Here is a 24,245-nt window from a genome sequence, read left to right as displayed (position 1 = left end):
AACTCAGGCCCGGGCTGCCTGCAGGATCGAGGCATAGTTGGCCACCGCCGCGCCGCCCATGTTGAACACCAGGCCGAGTTCGGCGCCGGGACGCTGGATGCCGCCGGCGCGGCCGGTGAGCTGGCGGAACGCCAGCGCGTGCATGGACACGCCGGTCGCGCCGACCGGATGCCCCTTGGCCTTCAGGCCGCCGGACAGGTTCACCGGCAGGCTGCCGTCGCGCAGCACGGTGCCGTCGTCCAGGGCCCGCCGCCCCTGTCCCGCCGGGGCCAGTCCCATCGCCTCGTAGATCAGCAGCTCGGCGATCGTGAAGCAGTCGTGCACCTCGGCGAAATCCAGGTCGCCCGCGCCGATTCCGGCGTCGGCATAGGCCTGCGAAATCGCGCGGCGCGGACCTTCGAAGGCCAGCAGGTCGCGGCCGCGCAGCGGCAGGAAATCGTTGACCTGGCAGGCCGCGCGAATACGCACTTCGCGGGCGAACGGCGCCGCATGTTCGGCGGCGGTCAGCACGACCGCCGCCGCGCCGTCGGTGACCAGCGAGCAGTCCGTCAGGCGCAAGGGCGGCGCGATGAGGGGGTTCTTGTCGGACACGGTATTGCAGAAGTCCGCGTCCATGGGCCGGTGCATCTGCGCCAGCGGGTTGTCCATGGCGTTGCCGTGGTTCTTGGCGGCAATCCGGGCCATGGCGGGCAGCGGATCTTCGTATCGCTCGGCGTACTGGCCGGCCGCCAGGGCGAACAGCTGCGGAAAGCTCAGCCCGGCCTCGGCGGCATCGTTCTTGTAGCCCGCGCCGGCCAGCGCTTGCGTAACCTCGGCCGTGGTGCGCGAGGTCATTTTCTCGGCGCCCACCACCAGCACGGTGCGCGCAGCGCCCGCCTGGATGGCGCGCATGCCGGCATGCAGCGCCGCCGAGCCGGAGGCGCAGGCGTTCTCGCAACGGGTGGCCGGCTTGAAGCGCAGCGCCGGCGCGGCCTGCAGGATCAGCGAGGCGGCGAAGGCGTCAGGCACCAGGCCGGCGTTGAAATTGCCCAGGAACACCGCGTCGATGCTGGCCGGGTCCACGCCGGCATCCTCGATCGCCTCCGTGGAGGCCATGACGATAAGCTGTTCGAGGTTCAGGGCGTCCAGGCGGCCGAAGGGCGTATGGCCGCTGCCCACGATGGATACCGGTATGCCGGGCATCGTCGTCTCCGTTGATTTTTCTGGTTTTTTCAGTATCGGACGACGTACCCCGTATATCCATACGTGCAGCTACGTACAAAAATACGTACAGAAAGATCACACGACGTTGGACACCCGCCTGGCAAGATCGCCCTTGAGCAGCTCCGCCAACCGGGTCAGGCCCTGCGTCAGGCGATTCCGGTCGATGGCTCCGCCCAACGACACACGAAGCGCTGCGGGGCTGTGGGCCTCCGTGGAAAACGACTCCGAGTCGGTGACGCTCACCCCTTGTTGCAGCGCCGTTTGCGTAAGCCGGTAGAGGTCGATATGACGCGGCAACTGGAGCCAGAGATGCAGCCCGTTCGGGTCGGCCTGGATATTGCCGGGCAGGATCGATGCGGCAATGGCCTGCCGATGCCGCAGCTCGTTCTTGACCTGTGTAAGCCATTGAGCGGCAGCCCCCGACGCTATCCAGGCCGAAGCCATTTCAGTCATCCAGGGAGCGGGCATCAGGGCCAGCGAACGCAGGGCATCGAGAACCGGACTCAACGGCTCACCGGCAGGCACGACCAGGTAAGCCGTTCGCAGCCCTGGCGCCATGCATTTGGATAGCGTCGAGACGTAGTAGACCGGCGCCACAGACGTGTTGGCGGCCAATGAGAACATCGTGCTCGGCGCACGATCGCTCAACAGCCAGTAGGGATCGTCCTCGATCACCGGCAGCGCGTATTTCTCGGCAACACGCAACAGCGCCATCCGCCGCTCGTGGGAGAGCGTCAGCGCGGTCGGGTTCTGGATCGTCGGATTCAGGTACAGCATCGCGGGACGATGCTGCTCGCACACGCGCTGGAGGTCGGCGGGGTCCATGCCGACTTCATCCGACTTCACCCCGACGGCCTGGCGCTGAAGTACGCGCACCGCGGCCAGGAAACCCGGATAAGTCAGCTCATCGCATGCAATGGCGTCTCCGGACTGGCTCCTGGCCAGCAACAGCGCCGCGATGGCGGTCTGGGCGCCCGGGCAGACCACGATCCGCTCGATCTCCGTGTCGCCTATCATCGGCCGCAGCCATTTCGCCGCTGCTGCCCGATGCCGGCTGGCCCCCGCCCCCACGTGATAGCTCATCAGGTCCATCGAGCTTGCCGCCGCCTGCGTCGCGCCGCCGCCTTGCGCAAGCATGTGCAGAAACTCCGCGCTGCCGAGCAACGGCGGGATATTCATGCCCAGGTCGATCGTCCCCGCCGTTTCGGCGCCCGAATAGGCCACATAAGTCCCGCCCGACCCCTGGGCTTCCAGCAAGCCTTGCTGGCGGACCTCCGTGTACGCCCGGGTGACGGTCGTGAGATCGACGCCCAATGCCTGGGCCAGTTCGCGCTGCGGGGGCAGGCGGTCACCCGCCCGAAGCACGCCGTCCTCCACCGCCGTGACGATTTGCGCGGCGATCTGCTGGTACCGGGGGCCCGAGCCCGCGGTCAGGGGCCGCACCCAAGACGTGTTTGCTTTCTTCAGGCGACGTGGGAGAGACATGCCTTATCTTGATGTATGGGGTTTTTGCACCCTGCGCAGGCAGGAAAAAACATACAAACCGAGAAATTCAACAGTTTGTATGGATTTTGACGGTAAAATTCGGCTGGTTTGTAGGGAGTATAGCGTTCACTCCGCGCGTCCGACCTGCGCTCGTTTCGAGGAAATGATGAATTTTTGGATCCCTGTAGTCTTCGGTACGTTCAAGCTCCTCGTGTTGGGCACCGGCATGTATCTCGCCATCAAGTCCCATTACGACGGAGAAAAAGAGGAGAAGAAGAAAAAGCAGGAGATGAAGGCGCCGTAGGGCCGGTCCTAACGCATGCGCGGTTGGCGAAAAGCGGGCCAGCGCCCGCAGTCCATGGATCGTTCAGCCTAGCCAGGCCTTGATGCGACCGGCCAGCGCTTCGCGGCTGATGCCGTAGCGGTCATGCAGCGTGGGCAGGGCGCCGGCATCCAGGTACGCGTCCGGCAGCCCCGCCAGTTGAAACCCGGCGGGCTGCACGCGATGCCGCAGCAAGGCGCTGGCCACGGCCTCGCCCAGCCCGCCGATCACCGAATGGTTTTCGGCCACGACCACCAGGCGGTGCTTGTAGCGCACCGCCTCGACCAGGCTGGCCTCGTCCAGTGGCTTCACGGTCGGGCTGTGCATCACCGCGACCCCGATGTTGTCGCGTGCCAGATCCTCGGCGGCCTCCAACGCGCGCATCGTCATGATGCCGCTCGAAATGACGAGCACGTCGCCGCCTTCGCGCAGCATCTTCGCCTTGCCCAGCTCGAATCGATAACCCTCGATCTCGTCCAGCACCGCCGGCACCTGGCCGCGCAGCAGCCGCATGTACACCGGGCCCTGGTGCCCCGCAATCTGCGGCACGGCCTGTTCGATGTCCAGCGCATCGCAAGGGTCGACGATGGTCAGGCCCGGAATGCCACGCATCATCGCCAGGTCTTCGGTGGCCTGGTGACTGGGACCGTAACCCGTGGTCAGACCCGGCAGCGCGCAGCAGATCTTGACGTTGAGGTTCTCCTCGGCAATCACCTGATGGATGAAATCGTAGGCGCGCCGCGTGCCGAATACGGCATAGGTCGTGGCGAATGGCACGAGGCCCTCCTTGGCCATGCCGCCTGCGGCGCCCATCAACAGCTGCTCGGCCATGCCCATCTGGTAGAAGCGCTCGGGGTAGGCCTGCGCAAACAGGTGCAGGTCGGTGTACTTGGCCAGGTCCGCCGTCAGGCCCACGACCTCCGGATGCGATGCGGCGTACTCGACCAGCGCCTTGCCGAAGGGTGCGGCCCGGACGCGCTGCCCTTCCGAGGCAATCGACGCGATCATGGCCGACGTGGTGAGGCGGGGTTTTTGCTGAGTGCTGGCGCTGCTCATGACCAGGCTCCTTGGGTCGTGTGGGTGGGGCGGCTCTGGTCCAGGATGTCCAGCGCTTGTTGCCATTCCGGCGGATCGACGCGGATAAAGTGGTTCTTCTCTCGCCGTTCGAGGAACGGGATGCCCTTGCCCATCCGCGTGTCGAACAGGATGACCCGCGGCTTGGCGTCAGGCAGGGCGCGCGCGGTGTCGAATGCCTGGACAACGGTTGCCAGGTCGTTGCCGTCCACGCGCTGCACATGCCAGCCGAAAGCGGCCCACTTGTCGGCCAGCGGCTCGAATCCCAGCACCTTGCCGGAAGGCCCGTCCGCCTGCTGGTTGTTGATGTCGACCAGGCAGATGAGGTTGTCCAGTTCATGGTGCGCGGCGCCCATCGCGGCTTCCCAGGTCGAGCCCTCGTCCAGTTCGCCGTCCGACATGGAGTTGTAGACAAAGGCCGGGTTGCGCTTGTGCTTGAGTCCCAGCGCGATGCCGACGCCAATGGACAGGCCCTGCCCCAGTGATCCGCCCGAGATCTCCATGCCGGGCGTGTAGGTCGCCATGCCCGACATGGGCAGGCGGCTGTCGTCGCTGCCATAGGTATCGAGTTCACTTTCCGGGACCACGCCAGCCTCTATCAGCGCCGCATAGTGGGCGATGGCGTAGTGGCCGTGCGACAGCAGAAACCGGTCCCGGCCTTCCCATTGCGGATCGTCCGGCCGCACATGCATCGCATGGCGGTAGGCCACGGCCAGCACGTCGGCCCAGCCGAGCGCCTGGCCGATGTAGCCCTGGCCCTGGACTTCGCCCATGCGGACCGCGTAGCGGCGGATGCGCCACGCGGCAGCCGCCAGATCGCTCAAAGGCTTGGATTGCTCCATTCGAAGCTCCCTATTCATGGTATGGGGGTTCATTGCAGGATGAAGGCAGGCACATAGGACACCAGTCCCAGCACCGCAAACGCGACCAGATAAAAGGGCACCAGCTCGCGCACTGTCTGGCCCACCTTCACCTTGGCCAATGCGCTGGTGATGAAGAGCGTGGTGCCCACTGGCGGCGTGTACAGCCCGATGGCAAGGTTCACGACCATCATCACGCCAAGCTGGGTCATGTCCATGCCGATGCTCTGCGCCAGCGGCACGAAGACTGGCGTCAGCAGCAGCACGGCGGCAGGCAAGTCGAGGAACATGCCAAGGAACAGCATCATCAGGTTCATCAGCAGGGTGACCAGCCATTTGACATGCACGTTTTCCTGCACCCAGTGCGCGATCCCCTGCGGCGTCTGGTCGAAGGTCAGCAGCCAGCCGATGGCCGACGACGCCATGATCACCAGCAGCACCACGCCGGTGGCCAGGCCCGCGTGGACGATGGCGGCATTGAGGCGCGACCACGTCAGGTCGCGGTATATCAGGGCCGACGCCAGGCCCGCGTACAGCGTCGACAGCACCGCCACTTCGGTCGGCGTCGCAATGCCAAACCGCAGGAAAACGATGATCAAGAGCGGCAGGACCACGGCCGGCAAGGCATACAGCAAGTGCCGGCGGAAGGCCGCGCCGTCGAAAGGCGACGTATCGCGGGGGAAGTTGCGGCGGCGGCCCACCCACCAGCAGGAAACCATGAAGCCCCCGCACAGGAGCAGGCCGGGCAGAACGCCTGCGATGAACAGCGACGCGATCGATGCGTTGGCGGTCAGGGCGAACAGGATCAGCGGGATCGATGGCGGAATCAGGATGTCGATCGTGGCGGCGGCGGCCAGCGTCGCGGCCGAGAACGCGGCCGGGTAGCCCAGCCGCTTGTGCCACGGAATCATCAGCGAGCCGATGGCCGAGGCATCCGCGACGGCCGAGCCCGACACGCCGCCGAACAGCGTGGACGACAGCACGCCGACCTGGGCGGGACCGCCGTGATAGCGGCCGATCAGCGCCGACAGCACGCCCACCAGCGCCTCGCCGAGCTTGCCGCCCATCATGAGCGAACCGGTCAGCATGAAGAACGGAATCGCGATCAGGGGAAAGCTCTGCACCTGCGCCACCATCTGCTGGACCACCACATCCAGCGGCACGCGGTCCGCGCTGGCGACCGCCGCCATGGCGGCGACGAGCAGGGCATGGGCGATGGGCATGGCCGAGACGGCGGCGCCCATGAATACGACCAGTATCAATGCACTCATGGCAGTCCTCCCGTCACCAGTGCACGGCGGGCGCCTGCTGCTCGCCGTCGGGCTGCGCCACGGCGTCGCGGCTATGCCAGCTCTGCCACGCCGACTGCGCCGCCAGCACGGCGAGCAGCACCAGGCCGCCCATCACGCACCCGTAGGTAAGCGAACCGGGCATCTGCAGAACGGGAGATTTTTCATCGTGGACGATATCGATCATGTTCAACGTCGCCCAGGACAGGGTCGCGTACAGCGCGGCGACCACGCTCCAGGCGACGGTTGCGACCAGGCGGCGGACGTGCGCGGGCAACGCGTCCATCAGGAATACGGTGGCGATGTGCGCGTTGTGCAGCGCAGCCAGTACGACCCCCGACATGACGAGCCAGGGAAAGAGCAGCTCGGGGACCTCGTTGGCCCATTCCAGACTGGTACCGGTTGCATAGCGCAGCGCGGTGTTGACGACGAGGATCACGAAGATCACCGTGGTGGACAGCCACAGAATCACGCGGCATATGCCGTCGATGACCGTGCCGATCCATCCGTGTCGATCGGTATTCATGTTGTCTCCTGCGTTGTGCCGGTCCGCCGCCGTGCCCGGCGCGAAGGCGGGCACGACGGCGGACCGAAGGACTTGTCAGTTGCCGCGCGCGGCCGCCAGAACCTTCTTCACGTAGGGGCCGATGGGGCCGGCCAGCCATTTTTCGTCGACGGACGCGGTGGCTTTGGCGAAGGCGGCCGTGTCAGGCGTGGTGACCTGCACGCCCTTTGCCTTCAACTCGGCCAGCAGCCGGGCGTCGGCGTCCTTGCTCAGCTTGCGCTGCAGGGCGGACGCTTCGTCCGCGGCCTCGCGCACGGCCTTGCGGTCGGCTTCGCTCAAGCGGTCCCAGGTGCGCTTGCTCATCAGGAAAGGCGTCATCTGGAACTGGTGATTGGTCATCGCCAGGTACTTCTGCACTTCATACAGTTTGCTGGCTTCGAAATTCACCAGCGGGTTCTCCTGGCCGTCCACCACGCCCTGCTGCAACGCCACGTACAGTTCCGCGAACTTGATCTGCTGCGCCTGCGCGCCCAGGGCGTTCATGATGTCGACCAGGGTCGCGTCAGGCGGCACCCGCATCTTCAGGTCCTTCATGTCCTCGACCTTGTTGATGGGGTGTTTGCTATTGGTCATCTGGCGGATGCCGTTGTCCCAAGTGCCGAGCAGAACCAGCTTCTTGGTGGCCGACTTCTCGGCCAGCTCCTTGCCCAGCGGCCCATCCAGCAGCTTGAACGCCGCGTCGGCGTCCGGGAACAGGAACGGCATGCCGAATGCTGCGTACTCCGGCACCGCGGCGGCCACCGCGCCCTGGGAGTTGGCGCTCAGGTCCAAGGCGCCCGTACGCAGCGCTGTGACCATTGCGGCGTCGTCGCCCAACTGGGCGGAGGGCGCGACCTGCACCTCGATGCGTCCGCCTGTCTTGGCCTTGAGCACTTCAGCGAATTTCACCGAAGCCTCATGCCGAGGGTTGCCCACTGCGGCGCCATGGCCCAGCGTCAGTTTGAGGTTTTGCGCCTGCGCCGCGAGCGGCAGCAGCGTGGCGGCGGCCAAGGTCAGGCTCGCCTGAAGCAATTTTCTGCTTTTCATGATTCTCCTCCTCCAGTTTTTTATGGGAGTGCTGCGGATCAGTGAATCAACATGCCTCCGTTGACATCCAGCGTGACACCCGTGCAGTACGCGGACAGGTCGCTGGCCAGGAACACACACGCGCCCGCCACGTCGTCCGCCCTGCCCAGGCGCGCGAGCGGAATCGTGGCTTCGATGTCGGCCTTGCGCTCGGCGGACAGCCGGCCTTGCGTAATGTCGGTTTCGATGAGGCCCGGCGTGATGCAATTGACCCGAATGCCGTCCCCGCCGAATTCGCGCGCCATGGCGCGCGCCAGGCCCAGCACGCCCGCCTTCGCGGCGGAGTAGTGAGGGCCGCCGAAGATGCCGCCGCCGCGCTGCGCGGACACCGACGAGATGCACACGATCGACCCGGCACGTTGCGCCTGCATGGCAGGCAGCGCCGCTTGCGACAGGTAAAGCGTGCCGCGCAGGCTGACGTCCAGAATGCGGTCGTAGTCCGCGCCGGTGATCTCCAACGTCTTGACCGGCTGCGTGATGCCGGCATTATTCACCAGGATGTCGATCTTCCCGAACGCCTTGAGCGTCCGTTCGATAGCTGCCACGCACGCAGCCTTGTCAGTCACGTCCGCGACCAGCCCCAGATGACCGTCGCCCAGCCGGGCGGCCGCGCCGGCGGGCTCGGCGCGCGCCAGGTCCAGGATCACCACGCGCGCACCATGCGCGGCCATCTGCCGCGCGGTGGCGAATCCCAGTCCGTTGATCCCGGCGCCGCCGGAAATCACGGCGATCTTGTCCTTGAGCAGCATCTGTCGTCCTCCTGTCCTTGTTGAACTGTGTGCGGACAATTCTGGACGCCGCCTAGCATTAAGACAAACGATGTGTCATCAGCCTAAGATGACGAATCATCATCTGAAGTGAGGGTCAACCCCATGCCTGCGCTGCCGCCCATCGTCAACCTCCTGGCGTTCGAGGCCGTCGCGCGCCGGCGCAGCTTTGCGATCGCTGCAACAGAACTGCACCTCACTGCTTCGGCGGTCAGCCATCAGATTTCCCGGCTGGAAGCGGAACTCGGACTGCGGCTCTTCGAGCGCAGCGCCCACGGCGTGCGGCTCAGCAGCGCCGGAGAGCAATACCTGAGCCGCATCAGCGGCGCGTTAGCGGCGATTTCCTCCGCAACCGACGATTTGCGCCACGGCGTCAGCAACAGCCTGTATGTGCATTCCGCGCCCAGCATCGCGAGCCTGTGGCTGATGCCCAGGCTCAGGCGGTTTGCAGAAGCGCATCCGCACGTGTCGCTCAATCTGTCGGCAGCTCATTCGCACAGCGATTTTCAGCTCGGACAAGCCGACATCGACATTCGCTATGGTGTGCCGCAATGGGACAATGTCGCGATCGAACCGCTGTTCGAAGAGCGGATATTGCCGCTGGCAAGCCCCGCCTTTGTTCGCGAGCACCGGCTCAAGCGAATCGACCAATTGTTGGACGTGCCGCTGATTCAAAGCAACGTCAGCGTCGTGCAATGGTCCGATTGGTTTGCACGGTATTCAAAAAGACGGGCTCCGGATCACTTCAGTATTCGCTTCGACCGGGCCCAGATGTCCCTGGACGCTGCGGCGCAGGGGCTAGGGATAGCGCTGGAAAGCGCCATCATTGCGGGAAGGCATTTGGCAGAGAACCGATTGGTTCCTATTTTTGGAATGTCGAAGGCAATTCGGATAAAGGCGCATTTCGCCGTCTATCCGCCCAAGTATGGCAAGCGTCCGGCCGTAGAGGCCTTTCTGGCATGGATTCATGCCGAAGCGGCGAAGACCAGCATTGGGGGATAAGGCTGGCCGACATCGTGGACGGGGGGCCACGTGCATGGGAATTCGGCGGGCAGCAAAAGCCTGGAGCAGTGTCGGCAGCTGCCCCCGCTGTCCAGAAGGTGAATTCCGGCATACAACGCTGAGGTTGTATTCGCGTTTTACAAACTAAGGCTTGTGCAGGTCTTAGGTCACAACTTCAGCACCACGGCCGGGCGGAGGCGGCCCCGTGAACTAGTCCACCACTCCCTGAGGTGAAGGAATAAAGTTCGCCTGCCAGACCAAGTACCGCATTACATTCGATCCGGCGGTCTCAAGGTTCTACTATCCGGCGCTTCGGTGGTTTCGTGATGCCGGCGGCGCTGGGTAGTGACGACCTGACGAGGGGCCGGTCGCTTGCCAATTTGACATCCCATCTAGCAAGTCACCGCTACCGACCCTGTACATGGCCGGGGGGCCCCTCACCGCAAGTTCGCAGAAAACACTATCCAAAAAGAAACAAAAAGAGCAACTACCCTGGCTCGTTGCAGTTTTTTCCGTTGCAGTTTAGACTTGTCGGTACAATACTTTTTAAGGGACCAGACGTGCCAAAAGTTGCGCAGGACGATGAGTTGCGCACCCAGCTGCAACAGTTCATACAGGCCAGCAAAATGTCTATCCCGCAAGCCGCTCGAGAGCTAGGGGTTGACCGCGTTTCGCTATGGAGATTCCTTAGCACCGGAAAGGCGCGCAAGGATCGTCGGCAGGTGTACCATGCATCGTTAGCGCGCCTACGGCTCGAGAAAACTGAAACAAAGAGCGCCGATTCAGTTTCACTTTTAAAGCAAGTAACGATGCCACCTCCCGTTCACGCTCGCGAATTGCGTCACATACGACGTGTGTGCGACAGCCTTCTACGACTGCTCGACGCTTATGAAGGTGTTTTGTTAAAGCACGGTAGTGAAACGAGCCTCATGTCCCGGATGCGCTAGGTGAAGAAATGTCCACGACCCGAAATGATAGACAAGCCGTAGGTAGAGCGATGAGCGCGATAATTTCAGAATCGAAGCGTTCGTCCTTGAAGGCGGCTCAAAGCCTGCAAAGCCAATTGCCGGGGATCGACGGCAACTCCCGCAGCAGGGGACAAACGAATGGGTCTGCCGAGCTTCCTGACCGTATTGCAGAGCTTGTGTACGCAATGTCCACGCGCCGACGCCTGGATGAACTCGTACTACATCCGCAAGTTGTCGAACAGATCGAAGAGCTAATCGAAGAATTTTCTAGCTCCGCGCTGCTGCGCGCTCACTCGCTCGAGCCGCGACACACATTGCTGCTGGTGGGCCCCCCTGGTAATGGGAAGACGAGTATTGCGGAGGCTATGGCTACTGAGCTCGGCCTTCCACTACTTGCCCTTCGCTACGACGCGATCGTCGATAGCTTCCTTGGGGAAACCTCCAACCGTCTTCGGAAGCTGATTGAGTACGCCACTGCAACGCCATGTGTCCTTTTCTTTGATGAGTTCGACGCTGTTGGCAAGGAGCGGAGCGACGCGCAGGAGACGGGCGAGATCAAACGAGTCGTATCGTCCTTGCTTGTACAGATGGATCAACTGCCGAGCCATTCAATGGTCATTTGCGCGACTAATCATCCGGAACTTCTGGATCGCGCAGTATGGCGCCGATTTGAATTGAGGTTGGAAATCGGCCGCCCTCAGCGCGACCAACTGATTTCGTGGTTCAAGCGTTTTGAAGCGGCTTTAGGAGAGCCATCTGGCCTCACCGGGAAGGAATTTGCTGACTATCTCGATGGAGAGAATATGTCAGCCGTCGAAGCTTTCACTCTGGACGTACGCCGAAAGATGGTCTTGTCCCGCGGAAAACTGACAGCCGCAGAGGCGGTTCGTCACATCATGAAACGTAGTATTCTTCCTGTTACTGTTAACAGCAGGGAGACCGACGTTGCCAGCCGAGTATCCAATCGTCCGCCTAAAAAGACAAAAGCAAGTCGCCCGACGGATAGCTAGCGGTAGGAGAAACACCAAAGGCCACGCCACACGACTTCCTTACGACGTCCAAGCGAAACGCCTTGGAAAAATCTTCGATAGCGCTGCGGCGAACCTCGCCGATATCAGTGCTGGAGTAGATGTCTCAGCGGATCCTCGCGCAGTAGTGCCTGAGCGATGCCTCGTCTTTGAATTGAATGGAGCCGCGTACAAGTTCAACGTAGCTGCGCAGGCGCTTGGACTGGAATGGCTCCTCACTGAAGATGCGGACTTCAACAAGGACCCTGGCGAAGACGAGGCTGACGAGCTTCCGGGCGATAACACCAAACTCGATACGAAAGCCAAGCTTCTGTATCTCACCATGCCCAGCGATGCAGCTCTGCGCGAGTTGCTCAAGCACTGGAAGAAGTACTCCAAGGGGTATGACTGCCCGGAAAGGCTCACACCTCTGTGGCGGCTGTTCGACTACTTAACTGCATTGCGCGTGTGGTCCATTGAGGATCGACTCGATCCAGCGCTTGCTCGCTACGTCAATCGAATTCTGAGTGCAGATCCCAATAGAGAAGTTACCGTAGAACTCGACCTCTGGTATCGATCAGAGAAACAACGCCGCGATCAGTCAGTTGAGCATGTTAAAGAGATGCTCGCCACAGTAGGCGGCACACTGCTTGATCAAGTAGAGATCAGAGAAATCAGGTACCAGGGATTGCTGATCAGGGTGCCCGCATCTGTTGCACGCCGGATGGCTGAGGGCGGCGAAGGTATTGCTTCCCTCGATGACATCATGACCATCCGGCCGCAATCTTCCTTTCAGGTCGCAGTTGAGGAAGGGGCGCTCACCACACCTGCACCTCGGCGGCGCGAAAACTCAGATCAAAAGACCGCTATAGCAGCGGTACTGGACGGTTACCCAATTGCACGCCACGAGGCCTTAGCCGGTCGCGTTCGAGTGGTTGAAGTGGACGTGACTGGAGAGCAAGCGCCGGTATCTGCCAGGTTTCATGGCACGTCCATGCTGTCGCTTGTTCTCAACGGAGATCTCCACGATGAAGATGAGGCCCCTCTCAATCGACGCATCATCTCGATTCCCGTTCTTGCAGGTAATGGCCATCAGGAAGAGACACCGAAGGGCAAGATGCCTATCGGCGTCATCTACCGCGCCTTGCGTGCCATCACGCTCGCTGACCCTCTCCAAGATCCTGAACTCGCAAATATCACAGTGATAAATCACTCGATTTGCGACGTCATATCACCTTATGTGCGCCGAGCCTCTCCCTGGGCAGCACTATTGGACCATTTCAGCCACCACAATCGGCTCCTCTTCGTGCTGAGTGCCGGCAATATTTTCTCGCCTGTTCCTATACCTGGTGCCCTGTCTGCTTCGCATTTCGAGGAGGCAGATGATACCGAGCGGGAGGGGATGCTTATAGCAGCAATGGAAAAAGCCAAGGGACAGCGAGGGCTGTTGAGCCCTGCAGAATCAGTCAACTCACTAACCGTAGGCGCCCTGCATTCGGATGGCTCCCCGGAGACTGGCATGCACCTTGATCCCTACCCCACATTGCGCATGACGAGCCTCGTCTCCGCATTAGGGCCAGGACTAAATAGGTGCATAAAGCCGGAGCTAGTAGCGAGCGGAGGGCGATATGCAGCGCGATGCATCGAAACTCCTGAAGGCAGCGTGGAACTACATCCATTTGCACCCGTGGACTTTGGGCATCTCGTAGCAGCGCCATCGCTGACCGGTAGCTTGAGCCGCTACGTCCGAACTGCGGGGACAAGCAATGCCGCTGCGCTCGTTACGCGGGCGAGCCATCACATCGCCGATGCACTGGATGATCTCTACGGTCAAGACGATATTGACTGGCAAGATCTGCGAACTCGTACGCCTATTCTGAAGGCTTTGCTGGTTCACAGTTGCGAATGGGGCGGCATTGGAACCGTTCTCGATAAAGCGTTTCTTCCTCAGGGACAAGGAAGTCATTCGACTCGTCGTTCGAGCATCTCAAAATTCATCGGATTCGGCTCTGCCAACGCGGAGAGAGTTGTCTCGGGAAATGCCAACCGAGCTACGCTACTTGGCGACGACGTCATCAAAAGTGGAGACCGGCACAACTTCGTGCTTCCCATCCCTGCCACACTGTTAAATAACAAAGAACTCAGAAGTGTCACGCTGACGATGGCATGGACGACACCCACTACCCACACGACATCCGATCCAAGGGCCGTTGTACTGAAGCTATGCGGCTCGGATGGCAAGTCTAAGTACTGGGAAGGCGTGACGACAGGAGAGCCGCAGCCGTCTTCCCTCCAAGCGGCACGCGGCACAATCGTGCACGTGCGGCATAGAGGCGAGAAGTTGATCAAAAATCCGAACGGGAAGCTCGAAGTCTGCGTACAAGCCGCCGCCAAATCTGGTTTCGAGCACGTAGAGGTTCCATATGCATTGGCCGTCACAATCGAAATCGGTCAGAGGCAGCGAACAGAGCTTTACAACGAAGTTCGCCAATCGGTTCAACCGCGGGCGCGAATCCGTCACTGACTTACACATCTCAAGACATAACATGCCTACCTACAGCCAAAACAACTCACTCGGCTATCGTTCGAACAAAGAAATCGCTGAGTACCTTGCGCTGATTGGCGACGCAGAGGGCGAGCGAGAGCTGCTTGCTGCGGGCTTCTCAGGTCAGACGGGAGGCTTATTCACCCGCAAGGCCTACAGTCATACAGGCATGATCGTCGGCTTTGTGCCGCAGGACGATCATCCCAGAGATCGAGAAATTCTCGGAGCCAGCAGGATCACGGCCCAACCTGAACTCATCGGAAAACCTATCAAGATCACGCTTGATAAGTTCCACGTAGCAAGCTATCCCGGCTTAGGGAAGCACACCATTTTGTGCGAGTTCTCCGGCTGCAACCAAGCGGAGACGAAGAAGGAAGATCTGACCTTCGCTCGCCGCTTTGACGCGGCCGACGGCGCTGCCGCTGGAGTCTCTGGGGCACCAATCTTCATGGGGCTGAACGTGTCCGCGGAGGGCATTTCCTTCAAGGGGCGCACCGTAAATGTTCGAAGCTCCGGCGACAGCAAGATCTTGGAAACGCTCGACTCACCTGCATTTCGGGGTGGGCTATCCTTGCTGCATACCGCGCAGCCTGCGCTCATTCCCTTCACGAATTTGACCATCGCCGCAGTCAAACAGGCTCTTACTGACAAAAAAAATGTCCAGGTTCACACCTTTGACCTAGGCCTAGACTTCGGTGAAGGCCGATCTTCCGTGCGGCTTCGAGCCGGTTCGTACGTCGTCTTGCAAAGCGACGAGGGCTCTCGGTGGAAATGGGATGACTTCGCATGGAACGACGACGGCATGGCGATCTGCTACCGGCACGACCAATCCACACCGATTCCTTTCAATTACATGGTGTTCAGCATTGACACTATGTCAGCTGCAAAGCGATGGGACATTTCAAACTGCTGACCACTACATTTTCTTTGCACTATGAGCCTTCCTCGTGACCTCTTAAAAATCACTCAAGATGACATCCAAACGCTCGTCGCCGAGCGCCATGCTGAAGGAACCTACCTGGAGTTCAAACGAGAGCTCCCCAGGCCCGACGCCGGTGGAAGACACGAGTTCTTAGCTGATGTATCGGCGTTCGCGAACAGCAGTGGGGGAGATCTGGTTTATGGCATTGAAGAGGATGACGAGGGTCGAGCTGCCGCCATTTCTGCGCTACAGGGGAATGCCGACGAGGAATGTCGACGTCTTCAGGACGTACTGCTCAATGGAATCGAACCGAGGGTGCCAGGCCTGCAAGTGCAGGCAACAACAGTCGCAGACGGATTCGTGATTGTGGTGCGAGCGCCCCAAAGCTGGGCGGGGCCTCACCGGGTGCGGACAAATCAGCACTTCTTCACTCGGGAAAACGGTCGCAAGCGGCAACTTGATGTCCCAGAGATCAGGGGCCTCTTTTTACGATCAGAGAATCAGGCGCAACGCGTCCGAGATTTCAGATCCGAACGGCTTGGCAAGCTGATTGCAGGAGAAGGCCCGCATCGCCTCGTGCCAGGCGCGCTACTCGTAGGCCATTTCGTACCGACGCAGGCCGCCTTGGGGGCCGTTCAAATCGACCCCATCCCCTACATGCAGCTCCGTGACTTGCCAGTATTGAGTCCAACTGCAGCTCGTTCACGGGTCAATGCAGATGGAGCGCTAGCTGTTCGAAACCCCGGCCCACTCGGGACCCACGGGTACTCGCAACTGTTTCGAAACGGGTATTTCGAGGCCGTAAAAGTCTTGACGTACGACGAGGGGGCTCGAGCCGCGCTCGGTAGCCTAGCGTACGAGCGAGATTTTATCGCACTAGTACGCGCTCTTCGAGACGAGTACATCCACCTCGAAATTGGAACGGAGATGACACTTATGGTCTCACTGCTAAATGCCGATCAGGTGGAGCTGGGCATCGACCGATTCCGTTACCCCCTCGAAGATCACCAGGGCTACTTCGACCGTCAGACGCTCGTTCTGCCAGACGTATTACTTCCTGGCGATCTCAGCGCCGAGCATGCGTTGAAGCCGGTTTTCGATTTGGTCTGGCAAGCGGCAGGTATAGAACGATCGGACAATTACAACCAGGAGGGCGACTGGGCTCCAAACCGGTAAAACCAAGTAAGACTGGGAGGGTTCACCGGCTGAATTTGTTCGTCTTTAGTTCGCATGCATGCTCGATGCATAGAAGGCCGCCGAGGCGACCTTCCCTACCTAAACGAAAGATATCGAGATGCGATAAAAGCAAATAGCAAGAGAACGAAGACGTTCGCGCTGCGACCGACTTTAATTCCGCGCAACCGACTTATTCCTTGTCTTCACGCCGGCGCCACCCCCCGCCTCACTCCACCGTCACACTCTTCGCCAGATTACGCGGCTTATCCACATCAGTCCCCCGGGCGCAAGCCGTGTGATACGACAGCAGCTGCAGCGGCACCGTGTGCAGGATGGGCGAGAGCTTGCCGTAGTGTTCGGGCATGCGGATCACGTGCATGCCTTCGGCGCTTTGGATCTTGCTGTCGGCGTCGGCGAAGACGTACAGTTCGCCGCCGCGGGCGCGCACTTCCTGCATGTTGGACTTCAGCTTTTCCAGCAGTTCGTCCTTGGGCGCGATGGTGACCACGGGCATATGCTCGGTCACCAGGGCCAGCGGGCCGTGCTTGAGTTCGCCGGCCGGGTAGGCTTCAGCGTGGATGTAGCTGATTTCCTTGAGCTTGAGCGCGCCTTCCAGGGCGATCGGATAGTGCATGCCGCGGCCCAGGAACAGGGCGTTTTCCTTGGAGGCGAAGCGGTCGGCCCAGGCCATGATCTGGGGTTCGAGCGCCAGCACCGAGCCGATGGCCACCGGCAGGTGGCGCAGCGCCTTCAGGTGTTCGGCCTCCTGCTCGTCGCTCAGGCGCCCGCGCACCTGCGCCAGCGCCAGCGTCAGCAGGAACAGTGCGGTGAGCTGGGTGGTGAAGGCCTTGGTCGAGGCCACGCCGATTTCGACGCCGGCGCGGGTGATGTACGACAGCTTGCACTCGCGCACCATGGCGCTGGTGGACACGTTGCAGATGGTCAGCGTGTTTTCCATGCCGAGCGAGCGGGCGTGCTTGAGCGCGGCCAGCGTGTCGGCGGTTTCGCCGGACTGCGAGATGGTGACGACCAGCGAGCGCGGGTTGGGCACGCTGTCGCGATAGCGGTATTCGCTGGCGATTTCCACGGCCACCGGGATCTTGGCGATCGATTCGATCCAGTACTTGGCGGTCAGGCCGGCGTAGTAGCTGGTGCCGCAGGCCAGGATCAGCAGGGAGTCGATGTCCTTGAAGATCTTGTAGGCGTCGTCGCCGAAGAGTTCGGGCGTGATCGCCTCGATGTCCTGCAGCGTGTCGCCGACGGCGCGCGGCTGCTCGAAGATTTCCTTCTGCATGTAGTGGCGGTAGGGGCCGAGCTCGGCCGCGCCGGTGTGCACGTGCACGGTGTGGACTTCGCGCTGCACGTTCTTGCCGGCGGCGTCGACGATCCAGACGCGCGCCAGCTGCAGGTCGACGACGTCGCCGTCTTCCAGGTAGATGATCTGGTCGGTCGTGCCGGCCAGGGCCAGCGCGTCGGAGGCCAGGAAGTTTTCGTTCTGGCCCACGCCCACCACCAGCGGCGAGCCCTGGCGCGCGCCGACCACGCGGTGCGGTTCGTCGCGGCAGAACACGGCGATGGCGTAGGCGCCATGCAGGCGGCGCACGGCGTTCTGCACGGCTTCGAACAGGTCGCCGGCGTACAGGTGGTTGACCAGGTGGGCGATGACCTCGGTGTCGGTCTGGCTCTCGAACACGTAGCCCACGGCCTGCAGCTCGGCGCGCAGTTCGTCGTGGTTTTCGATGATGCCGTTGTGGACCAGCGCGATGCGCGGCTCGTCGTTACCCAGGTGCGAGAAATGCGGGTGGGCGTTGTGGGTGGCGGGCACGCCGTGGGTGGCCCAGCGGGTGTGGGCGATGCCGGTATAGCCCTGCAGCTTGTCCTGCTCGACCTGGGCGGCCAGCTCGGAGACGCGCTGGGTGCTGCGCGTGCGGCGCAGGTGGCCGTCGGCGTAGACGGCGACGCCGCAGGAGTCATAGCCGCGGTACTCCAGGCGCTTCAGGCCTTCGACCAGGATCGGGGTGATGTCGCGCTGGGCGACGGCGCCAACAATGCCGCACATAGGAGGAGCTCCGGAAAGTTCAGGTACGGACGCATTGTGCTCGCGACGGCAAGAAATTTGATTTCTTTATCTGGCTATATATGTAAGTTAATTCCCTTACATATTTGTGATTAAATTATCTTTCTTATAGACGACGATTTTGAAATTAATCATGCAAAACCCGCCGATTACGCTGCCTGAGCTGGACGATCTGGACCGGCGCATTCTTGAACAGTTACAAGAAGACTGCTCGCTGACCAACCAGGACCTGGCGTTGCGCGTGCATGCCTCGCCGCCGACCTGTCTGCGGCGGGTGCGCCGGCTGGTGGACGAAGGCGTGATCGACCGGCAGGTGGCGATCCTGGCGCCCGAGAAGCTGGGCAGCACGCTGACGGCCATCGTGGAAATCACGCTCGACGTGCAGGCGGCCGAGCGCCTGGACGAGTTCGAACAAAGCCTGCAGGCCGAGCGCGCGGTGCTGCAGTGCTACCGGGTGTCGCCGGGGCCGGATTTCGTGGTGATCGCGCAGGTCCGGGACATGCCGGCCTATCACGCGCTGGCGCACCGGGCGTTCACCGCCCAGGCCAATGTGCGCAACGTGCGCACGTTCTTCTCGGTGCATCGCGCCAAGTTCGAGACGCGCATCGACCTGCGCGCCTGAACGCGGGCTTCAGCGGCGCGCCAGCAGGCGCTCGAACTGCGCCAGGTAGCGGTTGCCCATTTCCTGCACGTCGTGCTCGCTGCGCACGTATTCGTAGGCGCGCTCGGTGACTTCCTGGCGGAAGGCCGCGTCGTCCAGGCAGCGCGCCATGCCCTGGGCCATGGCCTTGAAGTCGCCCACGGCGACCAGCACGCCGCGGCCGTCGGCCAGGCTTTCCTTCAGGCCGCCGGCGTCGGTGGACACCACCGGCACCCGCTGCAGGAAGGCGTCGAGCACGCTGCTGCCCAGGGCTTCTTCCTCGGAGCTCATGACGAACACGTCGAGAATGCTGTAGAAGTCTTCCACGCCCTTGCGAAAACCCGCGAAGCGGTAGACGTCCTCGATACCCAGCCTGCGCGCCTCGTCTTTGGCCTGCTGTTCGCGGTCGCCGCCGGCGCCGAAGTGCAGGAACACGAAATCGCGGCGCGTCCTGGCCAATTCGCCCACGGCGCGCACCAGCGTCACCGGGTCCTTGTCGCGGATCAGCGCGGCCGAGGTGGCCATGACCTTCTTGCCGTCCAGATCGAATTCGCGCACCAGGCCGGCGACGTTCTCGGCGTCGATCCGGTGCGGCTCGACGGCGCTGCGGATGATGACGGGCTCGATACCCAGGCGGCGCGGCTCGCCCGCGGCCATTTCGCTGATCGCCACGAACAGATCGGCGTGGCGCCATTTGAAGCCGGTCTTCCATTCGTCGCCGGGCTTGACCGCGAACGAGGTGCGGCGCGAGAACGCCACCGGGCGGCGGTGCAGCCATTTGGTCAGCACCGCCCAGGTGATGGTGTTGGCCGTCTGGGCGTGGACGATGTCGTAGCGCCCGGCCCCGGCCAGAAAGGCCAGCTGCCCCGGCACATTGCGGCAGGTGTGGGCGATGAAGCCTTCCTGGCGGGCGCGCTCGGCCAGCGGCGCGCCCTCGCGGCACATGACTTCGACTTCGTGGCCGGCCTTGCGGAACGCGCGCATGCAGTACAGGGTCTGCCGTTCGCCTCCGCGCCAGCCTTTCTCGAAGTTCAGCTGCAGGATTTTCATGCGCGCCCGATGCCGGAGTACTGGAAGCCCATCGCGCGCACGTCGGCCGGCGTGTACAGGTTGCGGCCGTCGATGATGAGCGGCGTCTTGAGCAGGGATTTCACGCGATCGAAGTCGGGCGCGCGGAACACTTTCCATTCGGTGGCGATGAGCAGCGCGTCGGCGCCGTCCAGCGCGTCGTACATGTCGGTGGCGAAGGTGACGCCGGGCTGGCCGGCCAGCACGCGGGCGGCCTCGTGCATGGCCACCGGGTCGTAGGCGCGCACTTCGGCGCCGCGCCGCGTGAGTTCGGCGATCGCGGTCAGGCTGGGCGCTTCGCGCATGTCGTCGGTATTGGGCTTGAACGACAGGCCCCACAGCGCGATCCTGCGCCCGCGCAGGTCTTCGCCCAGGTGGCTCACCAGCTTCTCGGAGAGGCGGAATTTCTGCGCGTGGTTGGCGGCCTCGGCCGCCTCGATGACGCGCATCGGCAGCGCGTTCTCGGCGGCGGTGTTGACCAGCGCCTGCACGTCCTTGGGAAAGCACGAGCCGCCGTAGCCGGCGCCCGGATACAGGAAGTGGTAGCCGATGCGCGGGTCGGCGCCGATGCCGCGGCGCACCTGCTCGATGTCGGCGCCCAGCGCCTCGGCCAGGTTGGCCATTTCATTCATGAACGAAATGCGCGTGGCCAGCATGGCGTTGGCGGCGTACTTGGTCAGTTCGGCCGAGCGCACGTCCATCACCATCAGGCGGTCGTGGGTGCGCTGGAACGGCTCGTAGATGCGGCGCATCACGCCGATCGTGTATTCGTCGTCGGCGCCGACCACGACACGGTCGGGGCTCATGAAGTCGTTGATGGCCGCGCCTTCCTTGAGGAATTCCGGGTTGGACGCGACGCTGAACGGAATGTCCACGCCGCGCGCGGCCAGTTCCTGCGCGACCACTTCGCGCACCTTGTCGGCCGTGCCCACCGGCACGGTGGACTTGTCCACGATCAGCTTGCGCGCCGTCATGTGGCGCGCGATGTTGCGGGCGGCGGCCAGCACGTACTTCAGGTCGGCCGAGCCGTCTTCGCCCGGCGGGGTGCCCACGGCGATGAACTGCACGTCGCCGAAGGCCACGCTTTGCGCCACGTCGTCGGTGAAATGCAGCCGGCCGGCCTGCACGTTGCGGCGCACCAGGTCTTCCAGGCCGGGCTCGTAGATGGGGATGCCGCCGCGGCGCAGCAGGGCGATCTTGTCGGCGTCGAGGTCCAGGCACATGACGTCGTTGCCCATATCGGCCAGGCACGCCCCCGACACCAAACCCACGTAACCGGTACCCACGACCGTGATCTTCATGCCTGCACACCTTAAAAATGGACGAGTCCCGCGCCCGGCATCGGCAGCCGGGCGCAGGCCGCCATTATAGAAGCGGCGCGGGGCCGACGCCCTACAGCTTGGCGAAGCGCACCGTATTGACCACCACCGCCAGGCCGGCGCAGATCATGCCCAGCACCAGGGCCAGGGCCGGACCGTGGGCCAGGCTGATGCTGAACGCGATCGCCACCAGCGCGGTGCCGAAGCTCTGGCCGAACACCCGGGTGGTGGCCTGCAGGCCGCCGGCCGCGCCGCTGCGCGAGCGGGGCGCCGACGACAGCAGGGCGCGGTTGTTGGGCGTCTGGAAGAACCCGAAGCCGACGCCGGCCACGAACATCCCGAGGATGACCGGCCAGTTCGAGACGCTGGCCGGCAGCACGGCCAGCCACAGCATGCCGATGACCATGGTGGCCGCGCCCACGCCGCTGAGCGTGGCGGCCGAGTAGCGGTCGGACAGCCGTCCCGCCACGGGCGCGATGATGGCGGTACCCACCGGCCAGGCGCCCATCAGCATGCCGACCTCCAGGTAGGGCCGGCCCAGCACCTGCTGGAAATAGAACGGCAGCGACACATACGACGCCATCTGCGCCGCGAAGGTACAGGCCGAGGCCGCCACGGCGAAGGCCAGCGGGCGGATGCGCAGCAGGTCCACCGGCACCAGCGGCGCGGGCTGGCGGCTGGCGCGGCGCACCAGCAGCAGGCCGACCACCGTGGCGATGGCCACCAGGCCGATGCCGCGCAACAGGTCCTCGCCCATCATGTCCACGCCGGAAATGAAGACGCCCAGGGTCAGCATGCACAACAAGGCGCTGATCCAGTCCAGCTTGACGTCGTTGCGCGGCACTTCCGGCAGGTGGCGCAGCCCCAGCATGGCCAGCACGCAGATGGGCAGGTTGACCGCGAAGATCCACGGCCAGGGCGCCACCGAGAGAATGGCCGAGCCGATGGTCGGCCCCAGCACCGACATGATGGCCACCGTGGTGGCGTTGATGCTGATGCCGCGGCCCAGCAGCTTGAGCGGATAGATGTTGCGCACCAGCCCGCCGAACATGCACATCAGCGTGGCCGCGCCTATGCCCTGGAACACCCGCGCCGCCGTCAGCTGCCACAGCGTGCCGGCCAGGGCGCAGCCCAGCGAGGCCAGCGTGAACAGCGCCAGGCCGAAGGAGAACATGCGGCGGAAACCGATGCGCTCGGCCAGCGCCGACAGCGGCAGCAGCATGGTCACCACGGCCAGGTTGTAGGCGTTGACGATCCAGACCGCCTGGGCCGGCGAGGCATTGAGATCGACTGCGATGGTGGGCAGCGCGACGTTGGCGATGGTGGTGTCCAGCACCGACAGGCTGATGCCCGTCATCACCGTTGCCGCGGCCCAATAGCGCCGCGGCGTCGGCAGGCCGTCGGGCGGGGCGGGCTTGGCGCCGCCGCCCGGCGCCCGGTCTTGCTGTTCCATCACGATTTCTTGACCGGGCGCTGCCAACCGTCGATGGTGAGCTGCTTGGGACGCGAGACGGTCAGCTTGTCGGCCGGCGCGTCGCGCGTCAGCGTGGTGCCCGCGCCCAGCGTGGCGCCGCGGCCGACGCGCACCGGCGCCACCAGCTGGGTGTCCGAGCCGATGAAGGCGTCGTCCTCGATGACGGTGCGGTGCTTGTTCACGCCGTCGTAGTTGCAGGTGATGGTGCCCGCCCCCACGTTCACGCGCGCGCCGATGTCGGCGTCGCCGATGTAGGCCAGGTGATTGGCCTTGCTGTCCTCGCCCAGCACGCTTTTCTTGATCTCGACGAAGTTGCCCACGTGGCTGCGGTCGCCGAGCTCGGCGCCGGGGCGCAGGCGCGCATACGGGCCGACGCGCGCGTCGCTGCCCACCAGGGCCTGCTGCAGGTGGCTGAAGGCCTCGATCTGGGTGCCCGCGCCGACGCTGACGTCGCGCAGCACGCAGTGCGGGCCCACGCGCACGCCGTCGGCCAGCGTCACGCTGCCTTCGAACACGCAGCCCACGTCGATGAACACGTCGCGCCCGCAGGTGAGCGTGCCGCGCACGTCGAAGCGCGCCGGATCGGCCAGCGTGACGCCGGCTTCGAGCTGGCGGCGGGCCTGCTCGGCCTGCCAGCGGCGCTCCAGTTCGGCCTGCTGGACGCGGCTGTTCACGCCCAGCGTCTCCCAGGCCGCGCCCGGCTGCGCCGCGCCCACCGGCACGCCGTCGGCCACGGCCAGGCCGACCGTGTCGGTCAGGTAGTACTCGCCCTGGGCGTTGTTGTTGTCGATGCGGGACAGCCAGTCCTTGAGCCTGGCGGTGGGCGCGCTGAGGATGCCGGTGTTGACTTCCTTGATGGCGAGCTCGCCTTCGGAGGCGTCCTTGTGCTCGACGATGCGGCACACGTTGCCGGCGGCGTCGCGCACGATGCGGCCGTAGCCGGTGGAGTCCGCCAGCACTTCGGTCAGCACGGCGGCGCCGGCGCCGCGGGCCTGCAGCAGGCGGCGCAGCGTGTCGGGCTGCACCAGCGGCACGTCGCCGTACAGCACCAGTGTCACGTCGTCCTGGCCGCCGCCTTCCAGCAGCAGCGGCACGGCCTGCTGCACCGCGTGGCCGGTGCCCTGCTGCGGCTGCTGCAGCGCGAAGTGCAGGTCGGGCTGGCCTTCGAAAGCCTGCTTGACGCGATCCGCGCCGTGGCCGACCACGACGATGATGCGCGCCGGCTCGAGCGCGCGCGCGCTGTCCAGCACGTGGGCCAGCATGGGCTTGCCCGCCAGCGTGTGCAGCACTTTGGGAAGATCGGACTGCATGCGTTTGCCCAGTCCGGCGGCGAGAATCACTACGTTAAGCATAAGTTCCACGGTGTTGAGACGGCCCGGCGGCCTGGCGGCCGGCCGGGGCATCGATTGAAAGAGAG

General features: G+C 63.4%; 20 protein-coding genes. 7 read left to right on the top strand and 13 right to left on the bottom strand.

Annotated elements, in window-relative coordinates; genetic code table 11:
- Window positions 1-3 precede the first annotated feature (3 nt).
- Window positions 4-1,182: an acetyl-CoA acetyltransferase gene (locus C1I89_RS12425; protein ID WP_102773095.1), complete on the bottom strand. Its 1,179-nt coding sequence runs from the start codon at window positions 1,180-1,182 to the stop codon at window positions 4-6.
- Window positions 1,183-1,278: 96 nt separating this feature from the next.
- Complete coding sequence (locus C1I89_RS12420) at window positions 1,279-2,688, bottom strand: aminotransferase-like domain-containing protein (RefSeq protein ID WP_102773094.1); 1,410 nt, start codon at window positions 2,686-2,688, stop codon at window positions 1,279-1,281.
- Between C1I89_RS12420 and C1I89_RS12415 the strand changes: the two genes are divergently transcribed.
- Window positions 2,687-2,992 (top strand): hypothetical protein, encoded by a 306-nt coding sequence (locus C1I89_RS12415; protein WP_146196899.1) that lies wholly within the window; start codon window positions 2,687-2,689, stop codon window positions 2,990-2,992. The genes C1I89_RS12420 and C1I89_RS12415 overlap by 2 nt on opposite strands.
- 63 nt (window positions 2,993-3,055) lie before the next feature.
- Here the strand turns inward: C1I89_RS12415 and C1I89_RS12410 are convergent, their stop codons facing one another.
- The 6 genes from C1I89_RS12410 to C1I89_RS12385 form a co-directional block, all read right to left on the bottom strand.
- On the bottom strand, window positions 3,056-4,066 hold the full coding sequence (locus C1I89_RS12410) for a transketolase family protein (RefSeq protein WP_102773092.1): 1,011 nt from the start codon (window positions 4,064-4,066) through the stop codon (window positions 3,056-3,058).
- On the bottom strand, window positions 4,063-4,944 hold the full coding sequence (locus tag C1I89_RS12405; RefSeq protein ID WP_219929581.1) for a transketolase: 882 nt from the start codon (window positions 4,942-4,944) through the stop codon (window positions 4,063-4,065). The genes C1I89_RS12410 and C1I89_RS12405 overlap by 4 nt, the downstream gene beginning before the upstream one ends.
- A gap of 11 nt (window positions 4,945-4,955) precedes the next feature.
- Window positions 4,956-6,215 carry a TRAP transporter large permease gene (locus C1I89_RS12400; RefSeq protein WP_102773090.1) on the bottom strand — a complete coding sequence of 420 codons (1,260 nt, stop codon included), beginning with the start codon at window positions 6,213-6,215 and terminating at the stop codon, window positions 4,956-4,958.
- A 13-nt stretch (window positions 6,216-6,228) separates the two neighbouring features.
- A complete protein-coding gene (locus C1I89_RS12395; protein WP_102773089.1) occupies window positions 6,229-6,759 on the bottom strand; it encodes a TRAP transporter small permease in 531 nt (176 codons plus the stop codon).
- 75 nt (window positions 6,760-6,834) lie between these two features.
- Window positions 6,835-7,824: a TRAP transporter substrate-binding protein gene (locus C1I89_RS12390; RefSeq protein ID WP_102773088.1), complete on the bottom strand. Its 990-nt coding sequence runs from the start codon at window positions 7,822-7,824 to the stop codon at window positions 6,835-6,837.
- A 38-nt stretch (window positions 7,825-7,862) separates the two neighbouring features.
- Window positions 7,863-8,612, bottom strand: coding sequence for an SDR family NAD(P)-dependent oxidoreductase (locus C1I89_RS12385; protein WP_102773087.1), 750 nt, complete (start codon window positions 8,610-8,612; stop codon window positions 7,863-7,865).
- 123 nt (window positions 8,613-8,735) lie between these two features.
- Here C1I89_RS12385 and C1I89_RS12380 point away from each other — a divergent pair, with 123 nt between their 5' ends.
- The 5 genes from C1I89_RS12380 to C1I89_RS12360 all read left to right on the top strand — a co-directional run bounded on the left by C1I89_RS12380 (window position 8,736) and on the right by C1I89_RS12360 (window position 16,250).
- Entirely contained in the window at window positions 8,736-9,632 is an 897-nt protein-coding gene (locus C1I89_RS12380; RefSeq protein WP_102773086.1) for a LysR substrate-binding domain-containing protein, read from the top strand.
- 997 nt (window positions 9,633-10,629) lie between these two features.
- A complete protein-coding gene (locus tag C1I89_RS12375; protein ID WP_219929580.1) occupies window positions 10,630-11,610 on the top strand; it encodes an AAA family ATPase in 981 nt (326 codons plus the stop codon).
- A complete protein-coding gene (locus C1I89_RS12370; RefSeq protein WP_146196898.1) occupies window positions 11,546-14,131 on the top strand; it encodes a S8 family peptidase in 2,586 nt (861 codons plus the stop codon). The genes C1I89_RS12375 and C1I89_RS12370 overlap by 65 nt, the downstream gene beginning before the upstream one ends.
- A 22-nt stretch (window positions 14,132-14,153) precedes the next feature.
- Entirely contained in the window at window positions 14,154-15,065 is a 912-nt protein-coding gene (locus C1I89_RS12365) for a hypothetical protein (protein ID WP_102773083.1), read from the top strand.
- Window positions 15,066-15,086: 21 nt separating this feature from the next.
- A complete protein-coding gene (locus C1I89_RS12360; RefSeq protein ID WP_102773082.1) occupies window positions 15,087-16,250 on the top strand; it encodes an AlbA family DNA-binding domain-containing protein in 1,164 nt (387 codons plus the stop codon).
- 226 nt (window positions 16,251-16,476) lie between these two features.
- Here the strand turns inward: C1I89_RS12360 and glmS are convergent, their stop codons facing one another.
- The gene (gene glmS / locus C1I89_RS12355; RefSeq protein ID WP_102773081.1) at window positions 16,477-18,309 is read right to left on the bottom strand and encodes a glutamine--fructose-6-phosphate transaminase (isomerizing); all 1,833 of its coding nucleotides are present in this window, start codon (window positions 18,307-18,309) and stop codon (window positions 16,477-16,479) included.
- A gap of 151 nt (window positions 18,310-18,460) precedes the next feature.
- Between glmS and C1I89_RS12350 the strand changes: the two genes are divergently transcribed.
- A complete protein-coding gene (locus C1I89_RS12350; protein WP_102773080.1) occupies window positions 18,461-18,949 on the top strand; it encodes an Lrp/AsnC family transcriptional regulator in 489 nt (162 codons plus the stop codon).
- 9 nt (window positions 18,950-18,958) lie between these two features.
- On the opposite strand, the gene C1I89_RS12345 is transcribed toward C1I89_RS12350, so the two are convergent.
- The 4 genes from C1I89_RS12345 to glmU all read right to left on the bottom strand — a co-directional run bounded on the left by C1I89_RS12345 (window position 18,959) and on the right by glmU (window position 24,180).
- Window positions 18,959-20,017 carry a glycosyltransferase family 4 protein gene (locus C1I89_RS12345; RefSeq protein ID WP_102773079.1) on the bottom strand — a complete coding sequence of 353 codons (1,059 nt, stop codon included), beginning with the start codon at window positions 20,015-20,017 and terminating at the stop codon, window positions 18,959-18,961.
- The gene (locus tag C1I89_RS12340; protein WP_102773078.1) at window positions 20,014-21,336 is read right to left on the bottom strand and encodes a UDP-glucose dehydrogenase family protein; all 1,323 of its coding nucleotides are present in this window, start codon (window positions 21,334-21,336) and stop codon (window positions 20,014-20,016) included. Before C1I89_RS12340 ends, C1I89_RS12345 begins: the two co-directional genes overlap by 4 nt.
- Before the next feature lie 91 nt (window positions 21,337-21,427).
- Window positions 21,428-22,807, bottom strand: a complete 1,380-nt coding sequence (locus tag C1I89_RS12335; protein ID WP_102773077.1) for an MFS transporter — start codon at window positions 22,805-22,807, stop codon at window positions 21,428-21,430.
- Complete coding sequence (gene glmU / locus C1I89_RS12330; RefSeq protein ID WP_102773076.1) at window positions 22,807-24,180, bottom strand: bifunctional UDP-N-acetylglucosamine diphosphorylase/glucosamine-1-phosphate N-acetyltransferase GlmU; 1,374 nt, start codon at window positions 24,178-24,180, stop codon at window positions 22,807-22,809. The genes C1I89_RS12335 and glmU overlap by 1 nt, the downstream gene beginning before the upstream one ends.
- Window positions 24,181-24,245: the final 65 nt, after the last annotated feature.

Source organism: Achromobacter pulmonis, from assembly GCF_002885955.2.
Classification (GTDB): domain Bacteria; phylum Pseudomonadota; class Gammaproteobacteria; order Burkholderiales; family Burkholderiaceae_B; genus Achromobacter; species Achromobacter pulmonis_A.
Note: the sequence above shows the minus strand (reverse complement) of the source record. Positions and strands in the feature narration are given on the sequence as shown.